Here is a 22,767-nt window from a genome sequence, read left to right on the forward strand (position 1 = left end):
CCATGCATGAGTCGTACACGGGACAGCGTCGCGCCGTCCCGCGGCCCTCCAATCATCGGGGACAACCGCCGTCAGGGGAGGGCCAGATGACTCACCACGCACCGCACGAGCAGGAGATCCGGGCCGCTGCCGCGCACTTCGGCCGCCGCCGCTTTCTCACCGCCACCGGGGCCGCCGCCGCCCTCGCCTTCACGACGAACCTCCCGGGCACGGGCGCCGCTCACGCCGCCGAGGCCGATGCGCGCAAGATCACCGAGAACCCCTTCACCCTCGGCGTCGCCTCCGGAGACCCGCAGCCCGGCTCCGTCGTGCTGTGGACCCGGCTCGCACCGCGCCCGTACGAGCCGAGTGGGGGAGGCATGCCGAACGCCAGAGTCACCGTCCGCTGGGAAGTCGCCTACGACGAGCACTTCAAGCGGCTGGCCGGCCAGGGCCGTGCCGACGCGCACCCGGAGTTCAACCACTCCGTGCACATCGAGCCCACCGGTCTCGCACCCGACCGCGTCTACTACTACCGCTTCCGCGCCGGCAGCTGGATCAGCCCGGTCGGCCGCACCCGCACCGCGCCCGCCCGCGCCGCCCGGATCTCCGCCCTGAAGCTCGCCGCGGTCTCCTGCCAGGCGTACCACGACGGCTACTTCACGGCCTACCGGCACCTGGCCGAGGAGGACCTCGACGTCGTCTTCCACCTGGGCGACTACCTCTACGAGTACCCGGTCAGCGCGGCCGGCGGCGCCCGCAACTACACCGACCGCAAGCTGCCCGCGCGCTTCAACCAGGAGACGGTCACGCTGGAGGACTACCGGCTGCGCTACGCCCTCTACAAGTCCGACCCCGACCTGCAGGCCGCCCACGCCGCGCACCCCTTCATCGTCACCTGGGACGACCACGAGGTGGAGAACAACTACGCCTCCGACATCAGCGAGGACAACCTCCCGCCCGCCGAATTCCTCGTCCGCCGGGCCGCCGCCTACCGCGCGTACTGGGAGAACCAGCCGCTGCGCCGCCCGCAGCGCCCCACCGGCGCCGACGCCCGGCTCTACCGCCGCGTCCAGTACGGACAGCTCGCCCAGTTCGACATCCTCGACACCCGCCAGTACCGCTCCGACCAGGCCTACGGTGACGGCTGGCACGCCCCGGGTCCGGAGTCATTGGACCCCGGGCGCACCCTGACCGGCGCCGCCCAGGAGCGCTGGCTGATCGACGGCTGGCGGCAGTCCTCCGCGCGCTGGAACGTCCTGCCGCAGCAGGTCACCTTCTCCGAGCGGCGCGACGCCACCGGCGCCGGCCACCGGCTGAGCATGGACGCCTGGGACGGCTATGCGGCCTCCCGAGACCGGGTCCTGGCCGGCGCGGAGTCGGCGGGCGTGGACAACCTCGTCGTCCTCACCGGCGATGTGCACGTCCACTACGCCCTGGACATCAAGAAGGACTTCAAGGACCCCGGTTCGCGCACCGCGGGGGTGGAGTTCGTCACCACCTCGATCGCCAGCGGCAAGGACGGCGCGGACAAGCCCGCCAACTGGGCCACGTACATGGCCGCCAACCCGCACATGAAGTTCTACAACGGCCGGCGCGGCTATGTCACCGTCACCCTCGACCAGGACACCGCCCGCGGCGACTACCGCACGGTGTCCGCCGTCACCACCCCCGGGGCGCCGGTCCACACCGCCGCCTCCTTCGTCTCCGAGGCGGGCGATCCGGGACTCAAGCCCGCCTGACCCGGGACGTCCGTCCTAGGACCTCAGTACCTCCGTCCTCCGCCCAAGGGACCGGTCCGGAAGCGGCCGGGAGCCGTCCCGTGCATGACACCATGGTGCAGCCCTCGATGACCCATGGAGACACGATGACGGAGTCCGGCGCGGCCGATCCCCAGGACCTTCCCGCAATAGCCGAGCGGGACGCGGCAGCAGCACCGGTTGCACCGGCTGCACGGACTGCGTCCCGCCGCACCAGCCTCCTGGTCACCCTCGTCCTCGGCGGCCTCACGGCGGTCCCGCCGCTCTCCATGGACATGTATCTGCCGGCCCTGCCGCAGGTCACCGCTGCCCTGCACAGCCCGGCCGCCACCGTCCAGCTCACCCTCACCACCTGCCTGGCGGGCATGGCGCTGGGCCAGATGATCGTCGGCCCGATGAGCGACAAGTGGGGGCGCCGCCGCCCGCTGCTGGCCGGCATGGTGATCTACGTCCTGGCGACCGCCCTGTGCGCGCTCGCCCCCACCGCCGAACTCCTCATCGCCTGCCGCCTGTTGCAGGGCCTGGCGGGGGCGTCCGGCATCGTCATCGCGCGGGCGGTGGTCCGCGATCTGTACGACGGTGTGGCGATGGCCCGGTTCTTCTCCACCCTGATGCTGATCTCCGGAGTGGCGCCGGTCGTCGCCCCGCTCATCGGCGGCCAGATCCTCCAGATCACCGACTGGCGCGGCGTGTTCGTCGTCCTCACCGTCGTCGGGGTGGCGCTCACCCTCCTGGTGTGGCGCAGGCTCGACGAGACCCTGGCGCCCGAGCGCCGGCACTCCGGCGGCCTCGGCCAGACCCTGCGCACCATGCGCGATCTGCTCGCCGACCGGGCCTTCTCCGGCTACCTCCTCGTCGGCGCCTTCGCCTTCGCCGCCCTCTTCGCCTATATCTCCGCCTCGCCGTTCGTGGTCCAGGAGATCTACGGCGCTTCCCCGCAGACCTTCAGCCTGCTCTTCGGCATCAACTCCGTCGGCCTGGTGCTCGTCGGCCAGTTCAACGGCAAGGTCCTGGTCGGCCGGGTCGGCCTCGACAAGGTGCTGGGCACCGGGCTGGCCGTGGTCGCGCTCGCCGGGGCCGGTCTGCTCGTGATGTCCTCGGGCGTCTTCGGCCGCGTCGGGCTGGTCCCGGTGGCCGCCGGCCTCTTCGTCCTCATGGCGGCGATGGGCCTGGTCATGCCGAGCACCAACACCCTGGCGCTACTGCGCACCCCGCATGCGGCCGGCTCCGCCTCCGCGCTGCTGGGCACCTCCACCTTCCTGCTCGGCTCGGTCGCCTCCCCGCTGGTCGGCATCGCGGGCGAGCGGACGGCCCTGCCGATGGCCCTCGTACAGCTCTCCTGCGCCATATTGGCGCTCGTGAGCTTCCTGGGAATGTGCCGCCCGTGGCAGCGTAGGGGGGAGAGCAACGGGAGCACGGCCGGCGAGAGGACCAGGCTCTGAACGCACCGAGACTCACCTATGGCACGCCGGCCCGGGCGGGACTGGACCCCGCCTGTATGGAGCGGCTGGTCCGCGGCGTGCGGGCGCTGCCCGAGGGCCGTCCGCCCTGGGCGCCCGGAGCCGTCGTGCTGGCCGGCCGCGGCCCCGTCGTCGCCGCCGAGGCCGCCGCGGGCTGGGCGCTGCGCTACCGGTCCTACGACCCCGAGCGGGACCGCGGCGTCGATCTGCCCCGCGATCAGTGGGAGCCGATGCGGGTCGGCACGGTCTTCGACCTCGCCTCGCTCAGCAAGCTCTTCACCGCCATCGCCGCGGTCCAGCAGATCGAACGCGGCCGGCTGGCCCTCGACGACGAGGTCCGCGCCGATCTGTCGGCCTTCGCCCCCGGCATCACCGTGCGGCAGCTCCTCACCCACACCTCCGGGCTCGCCCCCGAGCTGCCGTTCCACGACCACCGGGACCGCGGCGACCAACTGGCACTCCTGTGGGCGGAGGCGGCGGCCCCGAGCGGCCGCCCCGGCGCCGGGCACCGCTACTCCGACCTCAACCTCATCGCCCTCCAGCTGATCCTGGAGCGGCGCACCGGGCAGCGGCTGGACGCCCTGATCCGCGAGGGCATCACCGGCCCGCTGGGCATGTCCAGCACCTCCTACGGCCCGCTGGCGCCGCAGGGCGTGGCGGCGACCGAGGACCAGCGGCGGCCCTGGGCCAAGGCGGACCGCGGCATGGTCCGCGGCGAGGTGCACGACGAGAACGCCTGGGCGCTGGGCGGGGTGGCCGGCCATGCGGGTCTCTTCTCCACCGCCCAGGACCTGGCCGTGCTGTGCCGGATGCTGCTCAACGGCGGCGCATACGGCTCCGTGCGGGTCCTCGGTGCTGGCGCGGTCGCCGCGCTGCTCGATCCGCCCGGCCTCGGCTTCGGCGTCGACCAGCCGTACTTCATGGGGGAGTTGGCGGGCAGCGGCGCGGCCGGGCACACCGGCTTCACCGGCACCAGCCTGGTCCTCGACCGTGCCACCGACACCTTCCTCGTCCTGCTCGCCAACACCGTCCACCCCCGGCGCCGCAACGGCGGCAGCGCCCCGCGCGCCGCGGCCGCCACCCGGCTGGCCCGCGCGGTGTCCCGTGCCACCTGAGCAGGATGGGCACCCCGCGGGGCCCCGTAGAATTTCCCCCATGCACGAGGAACTGCGCGCCGCGCTGGCGGGCCTGCTCGACGGTCTGCCGCCCAAACAGGCCGCGCAGGCCGTCGAGCGGCTGATCGCCAACTACCGGGGCCGTACGCCCACCGACGCGCCGGTGCTGCGGGACCGCGCCGATGTCGCCGCGTACGCCGCCTACCGGATGCCCGCGACCTTCGAGGCGGTACGGGCCGCGCTGGCGGCGTTCGCCGCGCGGGTCCCGGACTGGTCCCCGGCCACCCATGTGGACATCGGCGGCGGCACCGGCGCCGCCCTCTGGGCCACCGCGGCCACCTGGGAAGGCCACCGCAGCACGGTCCTGGACTGGGCACAGCCCGCCCTCGATCTCGGCCGGGAACTGGCCGCCAAGACCCTGCCCGACACGGAGTGGCGGCGGCAGACCGTCGGCGAGGGCTTGTCGGTCCCGGCCGGCACGGACCTGGTCACCGTCTCCTACGTCCTGGGCGAACTCCGCCCCGAGGACCGCCGCGCCGTCGTCGCCGCAGCGGCCGCAGCGGCGACGGCCGTCGTCCTGATCGAACCCGGCACCCCCGACGGCTACCTCCGCATCCGCGAGGCCCGCACCCAGCTCACCGAAGCCGGTCTGCGCATCGTCGCCCCCTGCCCGCACAGCGACACCTGCCCCATCGTCCCCGGGCAGGACTGGTGCCACTTCGCCGCCCGGGTCAACCGCTCCTCCCTCCACCGTCAGGTCAAGGGCGGCTCCCTCCCGTACGAGGACGAAAAGTTCAGCTACGTCGCCGCGACCACCCTCGACGCCGCCCCGGCCCCCGCCCGCATCATCCGTAAGCCCCAACTCCCCAAGGGCCAGGTCCTCCTGGACCTGTGCACGGCACAGGACGGCCTGCAGCGCACCACGGTGACCAAGCGGCACGGCACCCACTACCGCGAGGCCCGCGACGCCACCTGGGGCGACGACTGGTCCTGACCTCGCTCCCGCGCTGGTCCTGACCTTCGGCCCCGGTGCCCCGGACCGTGCGCCGTTCGAGGGGCCCGCGGCTCACTCCTCCCGCGCCCGCTCCTGGAACTTGCGCAGCAGCTCACGGCGTCGGTCCTGGTCGGACCGTCCCCGGCCGCCGCGGTCCGGGCCCCCACCGCCGCGCAGCGCGCCGCGCGAGAGCTTGGCGCGGGTGCCGCCGACTCCGAGCATCCCGCCCGCATTGCCCTTGCTCATGGGAATCCCCCTTCTCCTCAACAAGCGAGACGAAGCGTCTCGTTCGGTCCACTATGAGCGAGACGCTGCGTCTCGTCAAGACGATACGTCTCGCCTCCCTCTCGCTAGACTCCGCGTATGGCCGACAAAGCAGCCCCCGACTCCTCCCGTCGCAGCGAACGCTCCCGTCGCGCGATCTTCGATGCCGCCCTCTCCCTCGTCGGCGAGGTCGGCTACGACATGCTCACGATCGAAGGCATCGCCTCCCGGGCCGGGGTCGGCAAGCAGACGATCTACCGCTGGTGGCCCTCCAAGGCCGCCGTTCTGCTGGACGCGTTCACCGCCGACACGGACGAGGACTACGCGGCGGGCCTCCCGGACACCGGGGACCTGGCCGCGGACCTGAAGTTCGTGCTGCGGGCCACCGCCGATGAATTCAACGACCAGGTCTTCCAGGCGCCCTACCGTGCCCTCGCGGCGGCCGGCGCGAACGACGAGGAGCTCTCCCGCACCTTCGTCGCCCGGCTGCTGGAGCCCGGCATCCGCGTCTACGTCGAGCGGCTGCGGGCGGCCCAGGAGGCGGGTGAGGTGGCCGACGACATCGATGTGCGGATCGCCGCCGAGATGGTGCTGAGTCCCTTCTCACAGCGCTGGCTGATGCGTACCGGCGAATTGACTTACGACTACGTCGACACCCTTGTCGACCAGGCGCTGCGAGGTCTGCGGCCACGCGGCTGAGCGCACCGGGCGGCCGGGCGCCGACGGCGGCATCCTGTCGTCGATGGCCTGAATTGCCGGTATTGGTCTGCCCTTCGTTCACCCCGGATCTCCACACCGGTCACCCGAGGCGCAGGATGGTGGCAGCATTGATCCCAGACCACCGCTCGAAGTGAGGGGATAGATGGAACGCAAGAGCAGGTTCTCCCAGTGGCTGCGCCGGCCGAAGAGCGGATCGGACGGCGGCGATACGGACACGGGATCAGCGGCTGCGCGCAGCCGCGAGGACCTGCTGCTGGCGGCGGTCGATGCGGGCTTCCCCGTGGCGCCTGCGGCGCACCCTTCCGGCTACGGCTGTTCCTGTGAACGCATCGGCTGTCCCACCCCCGGCCGCCATCCCGTCTCCTTCGGCTGGCAGACCGTCGCCACCACCGACCGCGACAAGGTCGCCGCCTGGGTCCGCACCCTCCCGCAGGCCAACTTCATCACTGCCACCGGCATCACCCACGACGTGCTGGACGTCCCCGTCGAGGCGGGCCGCAGCGCCCTGGGACGGCTGGACGCGGCGGGTATCGACGTCGGACCGATCACCCTCAGCGGCGCCGGCTTCGACGGCCGGATGCTCTTCTTCACCGCCACCCGCGGCACCCCGGACGACGAGGACGAGTGGTGGCCCTGCGAGCTGGACTGCCACCCCGAGACCCTGGACGAGCACCCGGGGCTGCGCTGGCACTGCCGCGGCAGCTATGCGCTGCTGCCGCCCTCGCGGCTGCCCGGCGAGCAGCCCGCGGTGACCTGGCTGCGCGGGCCCGAGCTGCCCCTGCCCGACCCGCTGACGCTGCTGGAGTCGCTCACCGACGCCTGCGCGGAGTTCAACGACCGCGAGCCGCACCACCACGAGGCCGCGGCCTGGCCGATCGGCCGCTGAGCGGGCCCGGACACCCTGCCCGGACACCCTCCCCTCACCCCCTGCGCACGCCGAAGGGCCGCCGGGTTCACCCGGACGGCCCTTGTGCGTACGAGCGGTTTCCGGCTGGCTACATCGGCTTCACCGCGGTCTTCGCCTCAATCCGGTTGAGGACCGTGACCTTCCCCCCGGAACTCTTGGCGGGCACCTTGACCGTCTGGCCGGAGACGGTGGTGAAGAGCATCCGGTTGGTCTTCTTCGGCGGCCCCTCCAGGAGGCCCTTCAGCCTCCCGACCGAGATCGACGCACCGGCGAACAGCGTCTGCTGCTGGTGGTAGACGGTCGAGAAGAACACCAGCGCACCGCCGTCCTTCGTCCGCAGCGCCACCGGCGGGTAGTCCGCTGCCGAGTCCTCCCACATGATGCGCTGGCCGGGCCGGCTGGCGTCCTTGGCCCGCCGGGCCCGCCAGCCGTCGGTCTGCGGTCCCGGGGCGAAGGCGCTGCCCTTGCCGGTGTTGAGGTAGTCCGCGTAGGTACGGCTCAGCTTGCCCGGATCGACCGTGACACCGGACTGCGCGTCGGCGGGCACCGCCTCCGCGTAGCCGTTCCCGTCCGTCTTCAGCTCCGGCGCCTTGTTGTTCGCGAACGTCGCCAGATACACCGCACGCCACTGCTCATCGATGCCGTTGCGGCTGAACACCAGGAACCAGTGGGTGTTCCGGCCACCGGCGTTCTTCCGGTTGCTGGCCGCGTCCGCGATGAAGTACTTCGGCCAGCCCGCCTGCTTGGGCACGGTGAAGTGCGGATCGGTGAGGGCCAGGGCGTCGAAGCCCGGATTGCCCTGCGGCCGGAGGGCGTGTGCCGCCTTTATCCCGGCCTGGTCGATGGCGAGCAGCGCGCCCCCCTCGAAGGAGGGGTTCAGCGCCGGATCGAGCCGGCGGTTGGCCTTGTTGAAGCTCTCGGTGAAGTGCGTGAGAGCCTTGGCGCCCTCAGCCTTCGACACCGCCGGCAGTATCTCCCTCTCGCCGTGCACCGTCATGCACCCGCTCAGTATCACCAGCGCCGCTGTTGTCGACGTCAGTGTTGCGGGCACCCGGAACGGCGACCTGCGTGTCATGGGGCTCGGGCTCCTTCGGGGCGACCGGGGCGGACTGGGCGGCCGCCGGGGTGGCACGATTCGGCGCAACCCTACCGGGGGCGACGAAGAACGTGAGCGTGGGGATGAGATACAGAGCCCACACCGTGACCTGAAGGACGGTCGGGTCCGGCTGGAAGTTGAAAATGCCCTTCAGCAGCGTGCCGTACCAGCTGTCGACCGGGATCTGTGCACTGATGTCGAACGCCTGCGTGCTCAGCCCCGGCAGGATGGCCGCCTCCTGCAGATCGTGGAAGCCGTACGCCAGCACGCCCGCCGCGACCACCACCAGCATGCCGCCGGTCCAGGTGAAGAACTTCGCCAGGTTGATCCGCACCGCACCGCGGTAGAACAGCCAGCCCAGCAGCACGGCCGTCAGCAGGCCCAGGAGCGCCCCGACCAGCGGTCGTACACCGTCGTCGGCGGACTGCGCGGCGGTCCAGATGAACAGCGCGGTCTCCAGGCCCTCGCGGCCCACCGACAGAAACGCGGTGACCACCAGCGCCACGGTGCCCATCTGCAGCGCCGCGTCCAGCTTGCCGTGCAGCTCCTTCTTCAGATGCCGCGCGGTGCGCCGCATCCAGAAGACCATCCATGTCACCAGGCCGACCGCAATGATCGACAGCGACCCGCCCAGCGCCTCCTGGGCCTTGAACGTCAGGGTCTGCGACCCGAATTGCAGCGCCGCACCGAACGCGAACGACAGCACCACGGCGACGGTGATCCCGAGCCAGACCGGGCGCAGCGCCTCCCGCCTTCCGGTCTTGACCAGATAGGCGATGAGAATGCAGACGACGAGGCTGGCTTCCAGACCCTCGCGCAGACCGATCAGGTAGTTGCCGAACACGTCGGTTTTGTCCTTTCCTTCATGAAGTCGACGCTTTTCTTTCCGGCGTCGACGGTGTCAGGCGAACAGCGCCCGGCCCCACCAGTCGTCCGCGTTCCGGACGCCCGGCGGCACCGCGAAGACCGCTGAACCCACGTGCTGGATGTATTCGTTGAGCGCGTCGTCGGCCGCCAGCCTCTTCTGGAGGGGGACGAAGCCCTGGCGTACGTCCCGCTGGTAGGCGAGGAAGAACAGCCCCGCGTCCAGCCGCCCCAGACCGTCCGTACCGTCGGTGAAGGAGTAGCCGCGGCGCAGGATGCGTATCCCGCCGTTGGAGTCCGGGTGCGCGAGGCGGACATGGGCGGTCGGCAGCATCGACTTCAGATGCGGGGTGTCCCGCTCGTGCTTCCTGCCGACCGGCGCGCCCTCGCCCTTGTCCCGGCCGAAGATGTCCTCCTGCTCCGTGAGCGAGGTGCGGTCCCAGGGCTCGATGTGCATCCGGATCCGGCGCGCGACGAGGTAGGAGCCGCCGGCCATCCAGCTCTCCTTGCCCTTCGCCGCGCCGTCCGCGACCCAGACGTGCCGGTCGAGCGCGGCGGTGTCGGTGCCGGCCAGGTTGTGGGTGCCGTCCTTGAAGCCGAACATGTTGCGCGGGGTCTGCGCGTCTGGTGTCGTCGAGGACGTCTTGCCGAAGCCCAGCTGCGACCAGCGGATCGCGACCTTGCCGAAGCCGATCCGGGCCAGGTTGCGGATCGCGTGCACCGCCACCTGCGGGTCGTCCGCACAGGCCTGGACGCACAGATCGCCGCCGCTGCGCGCCTTGTCGAGGTTGTCGCCGGGGAACTGCGGCAGATCGATCAGCGCTTCGGGCCGCCGGTCCTTGATGCCGAACCGGTCCTTGCCGTCCTTCTCGAACAGCGAAGGCCCGATGCCGAAGGTGAGGCTGAGCCGGGACGGCGGCAGACCGAGCGCCTCGCCGGTGTCGTCCGGCGGCGCCTCCGCCGGCCCGCCGACCGCGCCGTCGCCGACCGCGTCCCCGGCCGTCATCCGCGCCGCCGCCTTCGTCCACTCCTTGAGCAGCGCGATCAGCTCGTCGCGGTCGTCGGTGGTGACATCGAAGGAGGCGAAGTGCAGCCGGTCCTGGACGGCGGTGGCGATGCCCGCCTGGTGCTTGCCGTGGAAGGCGACCGCGGAGCGCGAGGTCGCGTCCGCGCCGGCCGGCTGGGCGTCGCCGCCGGTGCGCAGCGCCGCCGCCGTACCGCCGGCCGCGACCGCGCCCAGCGCCAGGCCCGCACCTCCCCAGCCGAGCAGCGAACGGCGGGACGGGGCGCGTCCGTCGGCGGTCTGTGCGGTCCGGTTTTCCTCGGTGGTCGTGCCGTCGTCCTGCGTCATTGTGATCCTTTGCCTGGCGGCGGACTACTTGGTCGTGGCCACGGCGGCGGCCAGCTTGGACAGCGGCTCGGCCAGCGCGTTGACGCCGTCGGAGAGCTTCTTGCGCTCGCTCTTGCCGACCGTGTCGTAGGAGGCGAAGCCATCGGCGGACTTGCTGTCGCGGTGGTTGTCGAGCAGCGTGCCGATCGCCTTGAACTGCTTGTCCAGCTCCTTGGCGAGCGTCGCGTCGTGCTGGGCGACGACCGGCTTCAGCAGCTCGTACGCCTTCTCGGCACCCTCGACATTGGCCTGGAAGTCGACCAGGTCGGTGTGGCTGTAGCGCTCTTCCTCACCGGTGACCTTGCCGGTGGCCACCTCGTCGAGCAGTTCCTTGGCGCCGTTGGCCATGCTGGTCGGGGTGATCTCGGCCTTGCCGACCCGCTTCTGCCAGTCCTTCAGATCGGTGATGAGCCGGTCGGCGAGCTTCTTGTCGTCCCCGGAGATCTTCTTCTCCTCCCACAGGGACTTCTCCAGCTTGTGCCAGCCGGTCCACTTCTGGTCCTTCTCCAGGCCGTCGGCGCGCACATCGACCTTGGGGTCGATGTCACCGAACGACTCGGCGACCGGCTCGGTGCGCTCCCAGCCCACCCGGGAGAGGGCGTAGATCTTCTTGGCGGCCCCGACATCGCCGCTCTTGACGGCGTCGGCGAACTTCTGTGCCTCGGGGAGCGTCTGGTCGGCCTGCTCCTGGACGTACTTGCGGTACGCGGCGACCGCGGCATCCAGCTTGGGGTCGCGCTTGGCGCTCGCGCCCTTGCCGCTGGCGGTCACCTTCTGGCGGATGCCGTTGCCCTTCATGCCGGGCTTGCAGGCGACCTCGTACGAACCGGCCTTGATCTCCGCGGTGATCTCCGCGTGGGTGCCGGGGCCGATGTTCTCCCGCTCGGTCACGATCCGGTCGCCGGGCGCGTAGACGTACACCTCGGTGACCTTGGAGCCCTTGTTCTGCACCGCGAACCGGACATGTCCGGCAGGGAATTCCTTGGCGGAGAGCTCACAGCTGGAGTCGGTCGCGGTCACCTCGATGGCACCCTTGCCGCCGTCTCCTTTGCCGTCGTTCTTCGCGGCGCAGCCGGCGACGGCGGTGACGGCCGTGGCCGCCGCGAGGGCGACGACGACGGAGGAGCGATGGGCTCGCATACGGGGGCTCCAGGCGGGCTCGGTTGTACGGAATCGACGTACAGGAACGATAGACAGTCACTGCGGTCGCCACTAAGGCGGCCCTAACTTATCTGAGGCTTACCTAGTTTTGCCCGCCCCGTCCAGTGATCCCGCTCTCATGAACAACGTCTCGATCACGGATTGACGCGTGCCCGGTCACGGAAGCGTCATGTATCGGTCAAGGTAAGGGTCGTGTGGTGCGACGGCTCATGACCAGCGGAAATGTGGTCTGCGGATGGCAAGTCACCTTTGCCGGCCACCGGGGGATCCACGGCGGCCCGGCCCGGCCTCGCCCCGTATCCGTCGTCCCGTCGCCCGGTCCTGCGATTCACTGTCCGGATGACCGAACTTGATGTGCTCCGGGTGTTCTGCGGACCGGACGGAGCCGGCGGCAATGTGCTGGGCGTCATCCGCGACGGGGCGGCCGTCCCCGACGCCGAGCGGCCCGCGCTCGCGGCCGAACTCGGCTTCAGCGAAACCGTGTTCCTCGACGACGCCACCCGCGGCACCGTCGACATCCACACCCCGAGCGTCCGGCTCCCGTTCGCCGGGCACCCGTTGGTCGGTCTGGCCTGGCTGCTGCGGAGCCTGGGGCGGCCGCCGCGCACCCTGCGCCCGCCGGCCGGTGAGGTCGCGGTCCGCTTCGAGGGGGACCTCGTCTGGGTGCACGGCCGCCCGGAGTGGGTGACCGCCCGCACCACCCGGCGGTACGCCTCGGCGGCCGAGGTCGACAGCCTGCCCGCGCCCCCGCCGGGGGAGGGCTGGCTCTACGCCTGGGCCTGGCAGGACGAGGCCGTGGGCACGGTCCGGGCGCGGGCCTTCCCGCGGCGCGGCGACGCCGTCGTGGAGGACGAGGCGACCGGCGCCGCCGCCCTGCTGCTGTCCCACGAGCTGGGACGCCCGCTCGACATCCGGCAGGGCGCCGGCTCCCGGATCCTCACCCGTACGTATCCGGACGGCACCGTCGCCATCGGTGGACGGGTGCGCCCCGATGCGCCGTAGCGCTCCGACGGACGGGAGACGGGGCGTGCGGAGCCGGGTGCGGGGCGGTCATCGGCAGGGCGGGGCGCCGCCTCCTACGCGCTCAGCGGGAACTGTTCGCCCAGCTCCTGGAAGACCGCGCTGTTCAGCCGGAACGCGCGCTTGCACTCGTCGACCACCCGCTGCTTTTCCAGGTCGTCCACCGGCAGGGCGTCCAGGAGTGCCCGGTATTCACGCTTGAAGGCGGCCGGGTTGGCGATGTCCTCGAAGACGTAGAACCGCACACCGTCGCCCTTGCGGGCGAAGCCCCAGGTCTTCTCGGCCGTGCCGCGGATGATCTGGCCGCCCGAGAGGTCGCCGAGGTAGCGGGTGTAGTGGTGGGCGACGAAGCCGGCCGGCCAGTCGCGGGCGCAGGCCGCCACCCGGGCGGCATAGGCGGCAGTGGCCGTGAGCGGTTCCAGGCCGGTGCGCCAGGACGGGCCGCCGAGGTGGGCGAGATCGCGCTCCAGCGCGGCGGTGCGGGCCAGCTCGGGGCGGATGAAGGGGCCCGCGACCGGGTCGGTGGAGAGTGGCGCGGAGGCGTCCTCCAGCGCGCGGTAGACGAACCACAGCTGCTCGGTGTAGCGCCGGTAGGCCGGGACGCCGAGCCTGCCGCCGAGGAGGTCGCTCATGAAGGAGGAGTTCTCGGCCTCCGTGTGCTGCTCATGGGACGCGGTGCGGATGACCGCGGAAAAGGGGACGGACGCGGTGGACGGGGTCGGGCTGGACGCTTCCAAGGCGGACCTCCGGGGACCGAGGGGAGCGGACGGGAACAGGCCGGCTCCGCCGAGCCGCCGACGCTGGGTTCACCTAACTACTTAGGTTTACCTAAGTCAACCCGTTCCCGACGTCCTGTCGGTAACGAGCCTACGCCTGTTCCCGACGCCCTGTCGGTAAAAGTGCCCGCTTCCGTCAGGGCAGCGTGAGGATCTCGGCCCCGGTCTCCGTGACCACCAGCGTGTGCTCGAACTGCGCGGTCCGCTTGCGGTCCTTGGTCACCACCGTCCAGCCGTCGTCCCACATGTCGTAGTCGTGCGACCCCAGCGTCAGCATCGGCTCGATCGTGAAGGTCATGCCGGGCTTGATGTCGGTGGTGTGGTGAGGGCTGTCGTAGTGCGGGACGATCAGGCCGGAGTGGAAGGAGGAGTTGATGCCGTGACCGGTGAAGTCGCGGACCACTCCGTAGCCGAAGCGCTTGGCGTACGACTCGATGACCCGGCCGATGATGTTGATCTGCCGGCCCGGCTTGACGGCCTTGATGGCGCGGTTGAGCGCCTCACGGGTGCGCTCGACCAGCAGCGTGGACTCCTCGTCCACCTCGCCGCACAGATAGGTGGCGTTGTTGTCGCCGTGCACACCGTTGATGTACGCGGTGACGTCCAGGTTCACGATGTCGCCGTCCTTGAGGACGGTCGAGTCCGGGATGCCGTGACAGATGACCTCGTTGAGCGAGGAGCACAGGGACTTGGGGAAGCTGCGGTAGCCGAGCGTGGACGGGTAGGCACCGTGGTCGCACATGAACTCATGGGCGACCCGGTCCAGTTCGTCCGTCGTCACACCGGGTGCGATCAGCTTGGCGGCCTCCTCCATCGCCTGCGCGGCGATCCGGCCGGCGATCCGCATCCGCTCGATCGTTTCGGCGTCTTGCACCTCGGGCCCCGTATACGGGGTGGGTGCGTCCTTCCCGACGTACTCGGGGCGCGCGATCGAAGCGGGGACGGGGCGGGTGGGGGAGATCTTCCCCGGGACAAGAAGCGACTGGCCAGACATGCCAGCGAGTGTATCCGCGGGCCGTCGGGCAGGATGGTGGCACAGAGTATCCACAGGAGGCGGCAATGGCGCTGTTCAAGAGGCGTACGGTCGGCAAGCCCGGTGAGTGGTTCTACTGCCTCGAACACCAGAAGGTCGAGGAGGGGCCCCAGTGCCGCGCCGCCGACCGCTTGGGCCCGTACGGCACCCGCGAGGAGGCCGCGCACGCCATGGAGATCGCCCGAGAGCGGAATCTGGAGTGGGAGACCGACCCGAAGTGGCACGACGACCCGGGGCAGGGGAAGAGCGCCGGGGAGGACTAGACCGTTTCCTTCGGCCCGGGGCGCGACTTTCGGTGCACCCCGGAGCCGGGGCGGCGTCCGGGGCGGCCCCCGCGTTGCCGCGCCGCGGCCCCGGCTCAGGCCGGTGCCGGGTCCGCGTCCGGGGTCCGGGAGCCGGGACCGTCGCCGCCCCGCTCACCGTCCTCGTCATGGACCCCGGCGGCGGCCCGGCGCTCCCGCAGCCGTCGGCCGTGCTCATCCGTCCTGGCGTCGTACGCCATCAGCTTCGGCAGCCCGAGCGCCAGCAGCCCCACCCCGGCGAAGCACAGCAGGCCGCCCACCGACACCGACGCCCGTACGCTCGTCAGCGCCGCCATGCCGCCGATCCGGACCTGGCCCAGCTGCGGACCCGCCGAGTACGACAGCAGCTCGATGCCGGCCAGCCGCCCGCGCAGCTCGTCGGGGATGGTCTGATTCCACATCGCCGAACGGAAGATGCCGCTGATCATGTCGCACGAGCCGGCCAGGGTCAGCAGAAGCAGCACCAGCCAGACGTTCCGCAGCTGTCCGGCGGCCGCCACCGCCAGCCCCCAGCCGGCGGCGGCCAGCGCGATCGCGCGGCCCTGCCGGTGGATCCGTGCGGTCCAGCCGCTGGTCAGGCTCACCAGGAAGGACCCGGCGGGCAGCGCCGCGTACATCAGCCCCAGCGCCCAGGGGGCGTCGAGGTCATCGGCGAGGAACGGGAAGATCGCCAGCGGGAAGGCGAACAGCATCGCGAGGACATCGATGGCATAGGTGCCGAGCAGTTCCTTACGGCTCCAGGCATAGCGCGCCCCTTCGGCGATCCCGCGCAGTGACGGCCGCTCGGCGTCGTGCGCAGCAGGTGACGGCGCCAGCTTCCGGGCCAGCAGCACCGAGACCGCGTAGGTGACCGCGTCGATGGCGTACGCCCAACGCAGCCCGGCGAGGGCCAGCAGCCCGCCGGCCAGCGCGGGCCCGGCGATGGCGCCGAGCTGCCAGCGCAGGGAGTTGAGGGCGGCGGCCGCGGCGAGCTGATCGTGCCGGACGATCCGCGGCACCATGGCGTCCAGGGCCGGCCGCTGCAGACCGGTCAGCGCACTGGATGCCGCCGCGGCCGCGTAGAGCGGCCACACCAGCGGGTGCGGCAGCAGGCTGTTGAGCAGCAGCAGTACGGAGACCAGGCCGAGTGCGGCCTCGGTCCACACGATCAGCCGGCGGCGGTCGAGGGAGTCCGCGAGTGCACCGCCGTAGAGACCGAAGACGATCAGCGGGATCAGCTCCACCGCGCCCAGCGCCCCGACCGCGAGCGTGGAGCCGGTCAGCAGCTTCAGCTGGAGAGGCAGGGCCACAAAGGTCAGAAAGCTGCCGAAGACCGTGATCGCGCCCGCGCACCACATCAGCCGGAACTCGCGCGAGGAGCGCCAGGGAGCCAGATCCGGCAGCAGCGCGGAGAAGCGCCGGCGGGCCGGGCGTTCAGGCGGTGGAGGGGAGGAGGGGGTGGAAGCGGAGGAGGCGGGTGAAGGGGGTGAAAGCGGGGCGCTGTCCGAGGTCACGGTGCACCATCGTGCGCAGGGACGTCGCGCGGCGCAAAGGGTTTTGCCCGGCCGGCGGGCCCGGCCCGGAGGGCTACCAGCGAGGCGGCGGCGGGGCGGTCAGCCCGTCCGCGAGGCGGGCCAGCCGGTCACGGAAGCGGCGGTGTCTGCGGGGCGCGGGCAGGCTGTTCTCGCCGGCCGCCGCGCTCACCAGATGCTGGACCGTGTCGAGGTCGAGGTCCGCCGGTGCCCCGTCCGTGCCGTCGGGCGGGGCCGGGGGCGCGGCGAGTGCGTCATGGGCCAGGGCGTGCAGATCGCGGTCGCCGCCGTCGAGGGCGAGCACCGTCGCGCCGTTGCGGCGGGCGTCGTGCACCCGCTCCAGCAGGCCGGCGCCCGGCTGCCCCGGCGTCACGACCAGCAGTGTCTCGCCGCGCCCGGCCGCCGCCAACCGGCCGAGCCCCACCGCCAGATGGGCCGGTGCCCCACCGGGGACGCGATGGCGCACCAGGGTCGGCGACAGCTCGGGCAGGCCCGACCAGGCGGCCTCGTCGTCGAGATGGGCGGCCAGATGCCAGGGCTCGTAGGCGGCGCTGCCCACCAGCAGCAGCCCGCCGCCGTGCGGGGCGACGGAACTGCGCAGCGACCCCGCGAAACGGTGGGTGGCCTGAACCCACTCGGTCCCGGCAAGAACCTCGCGCAGCAGGGCGACCCGTACGGCATCCATGGCCCGGATCCTGCCGCAGTACGGTGCCGTTCAGTTGCTGTTTCAACGGGTGTCACCCGTACGGGATTTGGGGCGGAGGGGGCGGGAGGGGCCTGGGTGTATACGCACGGTCCCGCCCGGCCCGTCGCCGCGCCGTGGGGTCTCAGCGGACGGGTTTCAGGCCGGCGGCGGTGAGCCGACGTCCTACCTCCGCCACGGCCTCTTCGCTCAGTGGGCGCTGCGGAAAGGCGGTGGCACCCCGGTCGATCACGCCGAGCAGATGGAGCGCCGCCTTGAACGCGCCCAGTGCGGAGGAGCTGCGGCCCATCTCGGGCTCGGGGCCGACGTCGACCATGGAGAACAGGGTGACCAGACGCTCCTGTTCGGCGGCCGCCTGCTCCCAGTCGCCGGCCCGGGCGGCCTCGTGGAGACGGACGTAGGCCGCCGGGTCGACATTGCCGATGCCGGGGACGACGCCGTCGGCACCCGCCAACAGGGCCGCATCCACGGTCAGTTCGGAGCCGGTGAGGACCGAGAAGCCGGGGACGGGACCGGTGCGCCGGGCGGTGCGGCCACCGAGCTCGACGAGCAGACGGCGCAGCGAGCCCTCGTCGCCGCTGCTGTCCTTGAGCCCGGCGAGCGTGCCGTCCTCGGCCAGCTCCCGCACCAGCGACGGCGGCAGCTTGCTGTGTACGGCGACGGGGATGTCGTAGGCGAACAGCGGGAGGTCCACGGCCGTGCGGAGGTGGCGGAAGTGTGCGGCGATCTCCCGGGGATGGGTGCGGGTGTAGAAGGGCGCGGTGGCGACCAGGGCGTCGGCGCCGAGCGCGGCGGCGGTCCGGGCGTGGTCGAGCACCCGGGGGGTGGTGGTGTCGATGACTCCGGCGAGCACCGGGACCCTGCCGTCCGCGGCCTTGAGGACGGTTTCCAGCACGGTGCCGCGCTGGGCGTCGGTGAGGTAGGCGACCTCACTGGTGGAGCCGAGGGCGAACAGTCCGTGCACCCCGCCGTCGATGAGGTGGTCCACCAGGCGGGCCAGCGAGGCGGTGTCGATCTCGCCGCGTGGGTCGAGCGGGGTGCAGACCGGCGGGATGACGCCGTGCAGGGGTGCGGGCAGTGCCATGGGGGCTCCGGGGGCTCCGAGTCCGACATAGGACATGGGATGTCCTATGTCGAGCACAATAGACCTGTTCACAGGCGGTCGGTCAAGGATCCGCGGCCCCCGCGGGGCGGGTGGCGAACGGGCCGGCGGCATGGCAGACGCGGAGCGGGAGAGGGAGTTTCGATGGCGCGAGGGACGATGGCCGAGGATGTGCAGGCGCAGATCAAGCAGTTGATCCTGCAGCGCGGACTGACGCCGGGCGATCCGCTGCCCACCGAGGCCGAGCTGGTCGGTCTGCTCGACGTCAGCCGCAACTCGGTGCGCGAGGCGCTCAAGGCGCTGCAGGCGATGCGCATCGTGGAGATCCGGCACGGCTTCGGCACCTACGTCGGCCCGCTCACCCTGGAGCCGTTCGTCGAGGGCGTCGCCTTCCGCGCCGCGGTCCGCCACCACCAGGGCGAGTCGAGCCTGTACGAGCTGATGGAGGTCCGCGAGGCGCTGGAGGCGGGCCTGATCGGCACCGTCGCCCGCAATCTGCCCGCCGAGGACCTCGCCGTCCTCAAGGGGCTGGTGCAGCGGATGGCGGAGGAGGCGCGGGGCGGGCAGGTGCAGAGCGCCACCGACCGGGCCTTCCATCTCGCCCTGTACCGCTCGATGGGCAACCACCTGCTGAGCGAGGTGCTGGACGCGTTCTGGGCGGCGCTGCGCCGGGTGCGTGAGGACCTCTCCGACGACGGTCCGGACCCGGACGTGACACATCGCCAGCACCAGGAGATCGTCGAGGCGTTGGAGGCGGGCGACGGCGACCGCGCCGTGGAGGCGATACACCGGCACTTCGACGGCATCCGGCGCCGGCTGACCGAGTAGCGACGGAAACGCTTCAGCCGCCCGTCGGCAATGCGCCCGGCCGTGCGCCCTCGATGCGCCGGGGGTGTCCGCAACGCATCCGACGGTGCGTCACAGGGCGCCTGATGATGCGCCGTAAAGGCACCGTTGTGGGCGATATCGCCCCCGTACACCGGAATTTCACCCGGTGTCGACGGTGCCTTTGCCGGCCGGGAAAAGCGCCATGTGCGGTGTCTTGACGGTCCGTTGGGCACTCCCTATGGTCACCGCAGGACAAGGGACATCCTACGTCCTTGCCCGTTGGGGGTGACCCATGGCGTACGAGAGCTCCGTGCCGTACCGGGCCGGGACCGAGGGGTACACCGGCCCCGGACCCGTGCACCCGTCCGCCCGCGCCCCGATACCCCTGCGCACCGCCCGCGACGTCTGCCCGGCCCGGGGGAGTGCGCCCACCGTCCCCGGGCTCCCGGCCGCCTGCTCCGGCCTCCCGCACCCCGAGCACGGGAGCGTCGGACCGCTCCACGCGACGGGCGGCTTCAGCGTGTACTCGACGATCACCTTCCGCCGCATCCCCGTGGAGGAGCCGACATGACCAACAGCCCCATGCACCGCAGAACGGTCCTGGGCGGGGCGGCCGCCTTCGCCGCCGGTTTGGCACTCGCCGGCTGCGGCGACGGCGGGGACGGCGACGGCAACGCGCCCCAGGAGCGCAAGAAGGGGCAGCAGATCCAGCTGACCTTCTGGTCCTGGGTGCCGGGCATCGACAAGCCCGTCGACCTGTGGAACCGCAAGAACCCCGATGTGCAGGTCAAGGTCGAGAAGGTGTCGGCCGTCAACGGCGAGCAGTACGCGAAGATGCACGCGGCCGTCAAGGCCGGCAACCCGCCCGACCTGGGCCAGATCGAGTTCCCCGTCATTCCCAGCTTTCTGCTCGACGACGGGCTGCTCGACCTCGCCCCGCTCGGCGCCGCCCGCCACAAGAACATGTTCTTCGGCTGGCAGTGGCAGCAGTCCGTCTTCGGCAAGGGCATCTACGCCATCCCCCAGGCCTCCGGCCCCATGGGCCTGTTCATCCGCCAGGACCTCTTCGACAAGTGGGGCGTGCAGACCCCGCGGACCTGGGACGAGTACGAGGCCGCCGCCAAGGCCGTCCGCAAGAAGGGCGCCTGGATCGAGACCTTCGCCCCCACCAACGGCAACCGCTTCTCCGGCCTCGCCTGGCAGGCCGGCGCCAAGTGGTACGGGACGCACGGCGACACCTGGATCGTGCACATCGACGACGAACCCACCCGCAGGGTCGCCGACTACTGGGAATCCCTCGTCAGACAGAAGCTCGTCAAGACCATCCCGGACCGGCAGAACGCCTGGTACAAGGATCTGCAGACCGGCGCCATCCCGGCCTGGGTGGGCGCCAGTTGGGGCGATGCCCTGCTGGTCGGCAATGCGCCGGGCACCAAGGGGAAGTGGCGGGCCGCGCCGCTGCCGCAGTGGAAGGCGGGCGAGCAGGTCTTCGCCAACTGGGGCGGCTCGACCACCGCCGTCTTCGCCAAGGCGAAATATCCCAAGGACGCCCTGGATTTCGCCGTCTGGCTGAACACCGCCCCCGAGTCGATCGCGCTGCTGATCGACGGCGGCTATGGCTTCCCCAGCGCCAAGAAGGGCTATGCCACCGCCGATCTCGATGTCGCCAAGGACTTCTTCGGCGGCCAGGCGTACAGCAAGGTCTTCGCGGCTGCCGGGGCACATGTGGACACCAGCTGGCAGTGGGGCCCCGGCGTGGACACCCTCTACCAGCGGCTCGGCGACGCCTTCACCGATGCGCTCGCGGACGGCAGCTCCTTCCGCTCCGTCCTGACGAAAGTGCAGGGCCAGACCCTCGCCGACCTCAAGGGCAAGGGCCTGAAGGTGGAGAGCGGCGGGTGAGCCGGGACACGCTGAGCCGTCCGGAGCCGGAAACACGGAAGCGGACACGCAAGGGCACCGGCAGCCGCCCGCGCCGCGCCTCCCGTACAGAGGCCCGCAACGCCCGCGCCGCCGCCGGGTTCGTCCTGCCGTTCCTCGCCCTCTTCGGCCTCTGCTTCATCGCCCCGATCGGCTACGCCCTCTACCAGAGCCTGCAGAAGACCGAACGCACCGGCCCGCTCGGCCTCGGCGGCCGGGAACACGAGGCCTTCGCCGGCCTGGCCAACTACGCCCATGCGCTCGCCGACGACCGGTTCCTGACCGGCTTCGGCCGGGTGCTGCTCTTCGGCGCCGTCCAGATCCCGCTGATGATCGTGCTGGCCACCACCCTCGCGCTGCTGCTGGAGAGCGCGAGCGCCCGCGGGATCACCTTCTTCCGCAGCGCCATCTTCCTGCCGTACGGCGTGCCCGGAGTGATCGCCTCGATCCTGTGGGGGTTCCTGTATGTGCCGGGCATCAGCCCGCTGGTGAAGATCGCCGGCTCCGTGGGCTGGGACGTCGACTTCCTCTCCCGCGGCACCGTCCTGTGGTCCATCGCCAACATCGTCACCTGGCAGTTCACCGGCTACAACATGCTGGTACTGATCGCGCAGCTCAAGGCCGTACCGGGGGAGTTGTACGAGGCGGCACGGATCGACGGGGCGAGCGCCTGGCAGGTCGCCCGGCACATCAAGATCCCGCTGATCCGCCCGGCGCTCGTGCTCACCACCGTCTTCAGCATCATCGGCACGCTCCAGCTGTTCGCCGAACCCATGGTGCTGCGCCCGCTGGCGTCCTCCATCGACTCCGGCTTCACCCCCAACCTGCACGCCTACAGCGAGGCGTTCGTCGGCAACAACCAGCATGTGGCGGCGGCCGAGGCGGTACTGCTCGCGCTGGTGGCGTGCGTGCTGTCCTTCGGCTTTCTGCGGCTGGTCGGCGGGCGCGCCGAGGAGCGCGGATGAACCGGCCCCCGGTCCGCTACCGGATCATCACCGCCTCGCTGCTCACCCTCGCCGCGATCTACTTCCTGGTGCCCGTCTACTGGCTGGTGGTCTCCGCCACCAAGAACAGCGCCGACCTCTTCGGCACCTTCGGCTTCTGGTTCTCCGACCCGCATCCGGTCGACTACCTCACCGATGTGCTGACCTACGACCACGGCATCTACGCCCGCTGGTTCGCCAACTCCCTCTGCTACGCCGGGATCGGCGCGCTCTGCGCCACCCTGCTGTCCGCCGCGGCCGGCTATGCGCTGGCCAAATTCCCGTTCCGCGGCCGGGAGGCGGTCTTCAACGTGGTGCTCGCCGGGGTGCTGATCCCCGGCACCGCGCTGGCCCTGCCGCTCTACTTCCTCTTCAGCTCGATGGGACTGTCCAACACCTACTGGGCGGTGCTGATCCCCAGTGTGGTCAGCCCGTTCGGCGTCTATCTGTGCCGGATCTACGCGGCCGCCGCGGTCCCCGACTCACTCCTGGAGGCGGCCCGGATCGACGGCGCGGGCGAGGCCAGGATCTTCGGCGGGCTCGGGCTGCGGCTGATGACCCCGGCACTGGTGACCGTCTTCCTGTTCCAGTTCGTGCACATCTGGAACAACTACTTCCTGCCGTTGGTGATGCTCTCGGACTCCGACCTCTACCCGATCCAGCTGGGCCTGACCTCCTGGACCGGCTACGCCGACCGCCAACCGGTGCTCTACCAGTACACGGTGGGCGGGGCCTTTCTGTCCGTGGTGCCGCTGATGGTGCTGATGACGGTGCTCCAGCGGTACTGGCGCACGGGCCTGACCGAGGGCAGCGTCAAGGCGTGACGGGCGGCGGTGACGGCATGACCGGTTTGTCCGTGACGGTCTGACGGGTGCGTGG

The 22,767-nt window shown here is 71.3% G+C and carries 23 protein-coding genes; 13 read left to right on the plus strand and 10 right to left on the minus strand.

What is annotated here, in order from left to right; translation table 11 throughout:
• Positions 1-86 precede the first annotated feature (86 nt).
• The 4 genes from ACGFWI_RS24440 to ACGFWI_RS24455 all read left to right on the plus strand — a co-directional run bounded on the left by ACGFWI_RS24440 (position 87) and on the right by ACGFWI_RS24455 (position 5,308).
• Entirely contained in the window at positions 87-1,721 is a 1,635-nt protein-coding gene (locus ACGFWI_RS24440) for an alkaline phosphatase D family protein (RefSeq protein WP_393908136.1), read from the plus strand.
• Between the two features lie 125 nt (positions 1,722-1,846).
• Positions 1,847-3,181, plus strand: a complete 1,335-nt coding sequence (locus ACGFWI_RS24445; RefSeq protein WP_393908190.1) for a multidrug effflux MFS transporter — start codon at positions 1,847-1,849, stop codon at positions 3,179-3,181.
• Between the two features lie 56 nt (positions 3,182-3,237).
• The gene (locus ACGFWI_RS24450; RefSeq protein ID WP_393908137.1) at positions 3,238-4,314 is read left to right on the plus strand and encodes a serine hydrolase domain-containing protein; all 1,077 of its coding nucleotides are present in this window, start codon (positions 3,238-3,240) and stop codon (positions 4,312-4,314) included.
• 40 nt (positions 4,315-4,354) lie between these two features.
• Positions 4,355-5,308 carry a small ribosomal subunit Rsm22 family protein gene (locus ACGFWI_RS24455; protein WP_393908138.1) on the plus strand — a complete coding sequence of 318 codons (954 nt, stop codon included), beginning with the start codon at positions 4,355-4,357 and terminating at the stop codon, positions 5,306-5,308.
• A 72-nt stretch (positions 5,309-5,380) separates the two neighbouring features.
• Here the strand turns inward: ACGFWI_RS24455 and ACGFWI_RS24460 are convergent, their stop codons facing one another.
• The gene (locus ACGFWI_RS24460) at positions 5,381-5,554 is read right to left on the minus strand and encodes a DUF6243 family protein (RefSeq protein ID WP_393908139.1); all 174 of its coding nucleotides are present in this window, start codon (positions 5,552-5,554) and stop codon (positions 5,381-5,383) included.
• Positions 5,555-5,671: 117 nt separating this feature from the next.
• Between ACGFWI_RS24460 and ACGFWI_RS24465 the strand changes: the two genes are divergently transcribed.
• Together ACGFWI_RS24465 and ACGFWI_RS24470 are read left to right on the plus strand one after the other, a co-directional pair.
• On the plus strand, positions 5,672-6,271 hold the full coding sequence (locus tag ACGFWI_RS24465) for a TetR/AcrR family transcriptional regulator (RefSeq protein WP_393908140.1): 600 nt from the start codon (positions 5,672-5,674) through the stop codon (positions 6,269-6,271).
• A 163-nt stretch (positions 6,272-6,434) separates the two neighbouring features.
• Positions 6,435-7,178 (plus strand): bifunctional DNA primase/polymerase, encoded by a 744-nt coding sequence (locus tag ACGFWI_RS24470; protein ID WP_393908141.1) that lies wholly within the window; start codon positions 6,435-6,437, stop codon positions 7,176-7,178.
• Positions 7,179-7,287: 109 nt separating this feature from the next.
• Here the strand turns inward: ACGFWI_RS24470 and ACGFWI_RS24475 are convergent, their stop codons facing one another.
• From ACGFWI_RS24475 to efeO, 4 genes are read right to left on the minus strand one after another with little or no spacing between them, the layout of a single operon-like run.
• Positions 7,288-8,160 (minus strand): hypothetical protein, encoded by an 873-nt coding sequence (locus tag ACGFWI_RS24475; protein ID WP_393908142.1) that lies wholly within the window; start codon positions 8,158-8,160, stop codon positions 7,288-7,290.
• The gene (gene efeU / locus ACGFWI_RS24480; protein ID WP_393908143.1) at positions 8,147-9,139 is read right to left on the minus strand and encodes an iron uptake transporter permease EfeU; all 993 of its coding nucleotides are present in this window, start codon (positions 9,137-9,139) and stop codon (positions 8,147-8,149) included. The genes ACGFWI_RS24475 and efeU overlap by 14 nt, the downstream gene beginning before the upstream one ends.
• 57 nt (positions 9,140-9,196) lie before the next feature.
• Complete coding sequence (gene efeB, locus ACGFWI_RS24485) at positions 9,197-10,510, minus strand: iron uptake transporter deferrochelatase/peroxidase subunit (protein ID WP_393908144.1); 1,314 nt, start codon at positions 10,508-10,510, stop codon at positions 9,197-9,199.
• A 24-nt stretch (positions 10,511-10,534) separates the two neighbouring features.
• Complete coding sequence (efeO, locus tag ACGFWI_RS24490) at positions 10,535-11,689, minus strand: iron uptake system protein EfeO (RefSeq protein ID WP_393908145.1); 1,155 nt, start codon at positions 11,687-11,689, stop codon at positions 10,535-10,537.
• Between the two features lie 360 nt (positions 11,690-12,049).
• On the opposite strand from efeO, the gene ACGFWI_RS24495 reads away from it, so the two are divergent.
• On the plus strand, positions 12,050-12,712 hold the full coding sequence (locus ACGFWI_RS24495; protein WP_393908146.1) for a PhzF family phenazine biosynthesis protein: 663 nt from the start codon (positions 12,050-12,052) through the stop codon (positions 12,710-12,712).
• A 74-nt stretch (positions 12,713-12,786) separates the two neighbouring features.
• Here the strand turns inward: ACGFWI_RS24495 and ACGFWI_RS24500 are convergent, their stop codons facing one another.
• Positions 12,787-13,467, minus strand: coding sequence for a heme oxygenase (biliverdin-producing) (locus ACGFWI_RS24500; protein WP_393908147.1), 681 nt, complete (start codon positions 13,465-13,467; stop codon positions 12,787-12,789).
• A gap of 175 nt (positions 13,468-13,642) precedes the next feature.
• Positions 13,643-14,500: a type I methionyl aminopeptidase gene (gene map, locus ACGFWI_RS24505; protein WP_393908148.1), complete on the minus strand. Its 858-nt coding sequence runs from the start codon at positions 14,498-14,500 to the stop codon at positions 13,643-13,645.
• Between the two features lie 65 nt (positions 14,501-14,565).
• Here map and ACGFWI_RS24510 point away from each other — a divergent pair, with 65 nt between their 5' ends.
• The gene (locus ACGFWI_RS24510) at positions 14,566-14,802 is read left to right on the plus strand and encodes a hypothetical protein (protein WP_393908149.1); all 237 of its coding nucleotides are present in this window, start codon (positions 14,566-14,568) and stop codon (positions 14,800-14,802) included.
• Between the two features lie 95 nt (positions 14,803-14,897).
• On the opposite strand, the gene ACGFWI_RS24515 is transcribed toward ACGFWI_RS24510, so the two are convergent.
• From ACGFWI_RS24515 to ACGFWI_RS24525, 3 genes are all read right to left on the minus strand, one after another.
• Positions 14,898-16,178: an MFS transporter gene (locus ACGFWI_RS24515; RefSeq protein ID WP_393908191.1), complete on the minus strand. Its 1,281-nt coding sequence runs from the start codon at positions 16,176-16,178 to the stop codon at positions 14,898-14,900.
• Positions 16,179-16,407: 229 nt separating this feature from the next.
• Positions 16,408-17,037 carry a hypothetical protein gene (locus ACGFWI_RS24520; protein WP_393908150.1) on the minus strand — a complete coding sequence of 210 codons (630 nt, stop codon included), beginning with the start codon at positions 17,035-17,037 and terminating at the stop codon, positions 16,408-16,410.
• Positions 17,038-17,179: 142 nt separating this feature from the next.
• Positions 17,180-18,139: a dihydrodipicolinate synthase family protein gene (locus ACGFWI_RS24525; protein WP_393908192.1), complete on the minus strand. Its 960-nt coding sequence runs from the start codon at positions 18,137-18,139 to the stop codon at positions 17,180-17,182.
• A gap of 162 nt (positions 18,140-18,301) precedes the next feature.
• On the opposite strand from ACGFWI_RS24525, the gene ACGFWI_RS24530 reads away from it, so the two are divergent.
• The 5 genes from ACGFWI_RS24530 (at position 18,302) to ACGFWI_RS24550 (ending at position 22,712) form a co-directional block, all read left to right on the plus strand.
• Entirely contained in the window at positions 18,302-18,985 is a 684-nt protein-coding gene (locus ACGFWI_RS24530) for a FadR/GntR family transcriptional regulator (RefSeq protein WP_393908151.1), read from the plus strand.
• Between the two features lie 292 nt (positions 18,986-19,277).
• The gene (locus ACGFWI_RS24535; protein ID WP_393908152.1) at positions 19,278-19,556 is read left to right on the plus strand and encodes a hypothetical protein; all 279 of its coding nucleotides are present in this window, start codon (positions 19,278-19,280) and stop codon (positions 19,554-19,556) included.
• Positions 19,553-20,887 (plus strand): ABC transporter substrate-binding protein, encoded by a 1,335-nt coding sequence (locus tag ACGFWI_RS24540; RefSeq protein ID WP_393908153.1) that lies wholly within the window; start codon positions 19,553-19,555, stop codon positions 20,885-20,887. The genes ACGFWI_RS24535 and ACGFWI_RS24540 overlap by 4 nt, the downstream gene beginning before the upstream one ends.
• Positions 20,884-21,870 (plus strand): carbohydrate ABC transporter permease, encoded by a 987-nt coding sequence (locus ACGFWI_RS24545; protein WP_393908154.1) that lies wholly within the window; start codon positions 20,884-20,886, stop codon positions 21,868-21,870. The genes ACGFWI_RS24540 and ACGFWI_RS24545 overlap by 4 nt, the downstream gene beginning before the upstream one ends.
• Positions 21,867-22,712: a carbohydrate ABC transporter permease gene (locus tag ACGFWI_RS24550; RefSeq protein ID WP_393908155.1), complete on the plus strand. Its 846-nt coding sequence runs from the start codon at positions 21,867-21,869 to the stop codon at positions 22,710-22,712. Before ACGFWI_RS24545 ends, ACGFWI_RS24550 begins: the two co-directional genes overlap by 4 nt.
• Positions 22,713-22,767: the final 55 nt, after the last annotated feature.

Source organism: Streptomyces sp. NPDC048434 (genome assembly GCF_043200375.1).
Taxonomy (GTDB): domain Bacteria; phylum Actinomycetota; class Actinomycetes; order Streptomycetales; family Streptomycetaceae; genus Streptomyces.

Bases quoted from the DNA above. Each gene is read 5' to 3' on its own strand.
- ACGFWI_RS24450 (WP_393908137.1), top strand. From the start codon at position 3,238: ATGGAGCGGCTGGTCCGCGGCGTGCGGGCGCTGCCCGAGGGCCGTCCG.
- ACGFWI_RS24530 (WP_393908151.1), top strand. From the start codon at position 18,302: ATGGCGCGAGGGACGATGGCCGAGGATGTGCAGGCGCAGATCAAGCAG.
- ACGFWI_RS24460 (WP_393908139.1), bottom strand. From the start codon at position 5,554: ATGAGCAAGGGCAATGCGGGCGGGATGCTCGGAGTCGGCGGCACCCGC.
- map (WP_393908148.1), bottom strand. From the start codon at position 14,500: ATGTCTGGCCAGTCGCTTCTTGTCCCGGGGAAGATCTCCCCCACCCGC.
- ACGFWI_RS24440 (WP_393908136.1), top strand. From the start codon at position 87: ATGACTCACCACGCACCGCACGAGCAGGAGATCCGGGCCGCTGCCGCG.
- ACGFWI_RS24540 (WP_393908153.1), top strand. From the start codon at position 19,553: ATGACCAACAGCCCCATGCACCGCAGAACGGTCCTGGGCGGGGCGGCC.
- efeB (WP_393908144.1), bottom strand. From the start codon at position 10,510: ATGACGCAGGACGACGGCACGACCACCGAGGAAAACCGGACCGCACAG.
- ACGFWI_RS24470 (WP_393908141.1), top strand. From the start codon at position 6,435: ATGGAACGCAAGAGCAGGTTCTCCCAGTGGCTGCGCCGGCCGAAGAGC.
- ACGFWI_RS24455 (WP_393908138.1), top strand. From the start codon at position 4,355: ATGCACGAGGAACTGCGCGCCGCGCTGGCGGGCCTGCTCGACGGTCTG.
- ACGFWI_RS24535 (WP_393908152.1), top strand. From the start codon at position 19,278: ATGGCGTACGAGAGCTCCGTGCCGTACCGGGCCGGGACCGAGGGGTAC.
- ACGFWI_RS24515 (WP_393908191.1), bottom strand. From the start codon at position 16,178: ATGTGGTGCGCGGGCGCGATCACGGTCTTCGGCAGCTTTCTGACCTTT.
- ACGFWI_RS24525 (WP_393908192.1), bottom strand. From the start codon at position 18,139: ATGGCACTGCCCGCACCCCTGCACGGCGTCATCCCGCCGGTCTGCACC.
- ACGFWI_RS24510 (WP_393908149.1), top strand. From the start codon at position 14,566: ATGGCGCTGTTCAAGAGGCGTACGGTCGGCAAGCCCGGTGAGTGGTTC.
- efeO (WP_393908145.1), bottom strand. From the start codon at position 11,689: ATGCGAGCCCATCGCTCCTCCGTCGTCGTCGCCCTCGCGGCGGCCACG.
- ACGFWI_RS24495 (WP_393908146.1), top strand. From the start codon at position 12,050: ATGACCGAACTTGATGTGCTCCGGGTGTTCTGCGGACCGGACGGAGCC.
- ACGFWI_RS24550 (WP_393908155.1), top strand. From the start codon at position 21,867: ATGAACCGGCCCCCGGTCCGCTACCGGATCATCACCGCCTCGCTGCTC.
- ACGFWI_RS24445 (WP_393908190.1), top strand. From the start codon at position 1,847: ATGACGGAGTCCGGCGCGGCCGATCCCCAGGACCTTCCCGCAATAGCC.
- ACGFWI_RS24465 (WP_393908140.1), top strand. From the start codon at position 5,672: ATGGCCGACAAAGCAGCCCCCGACTCCTCCCGTCGCAGCGAACGCTCC.
- ACGFWI_RS24520 (WP_393908150.1), bottom strand. From the start codon at position 17,037: ATGGATGCCGTACGGGTCGCCCTGCTGCGCGAGGTTCTTGCCGGGACC.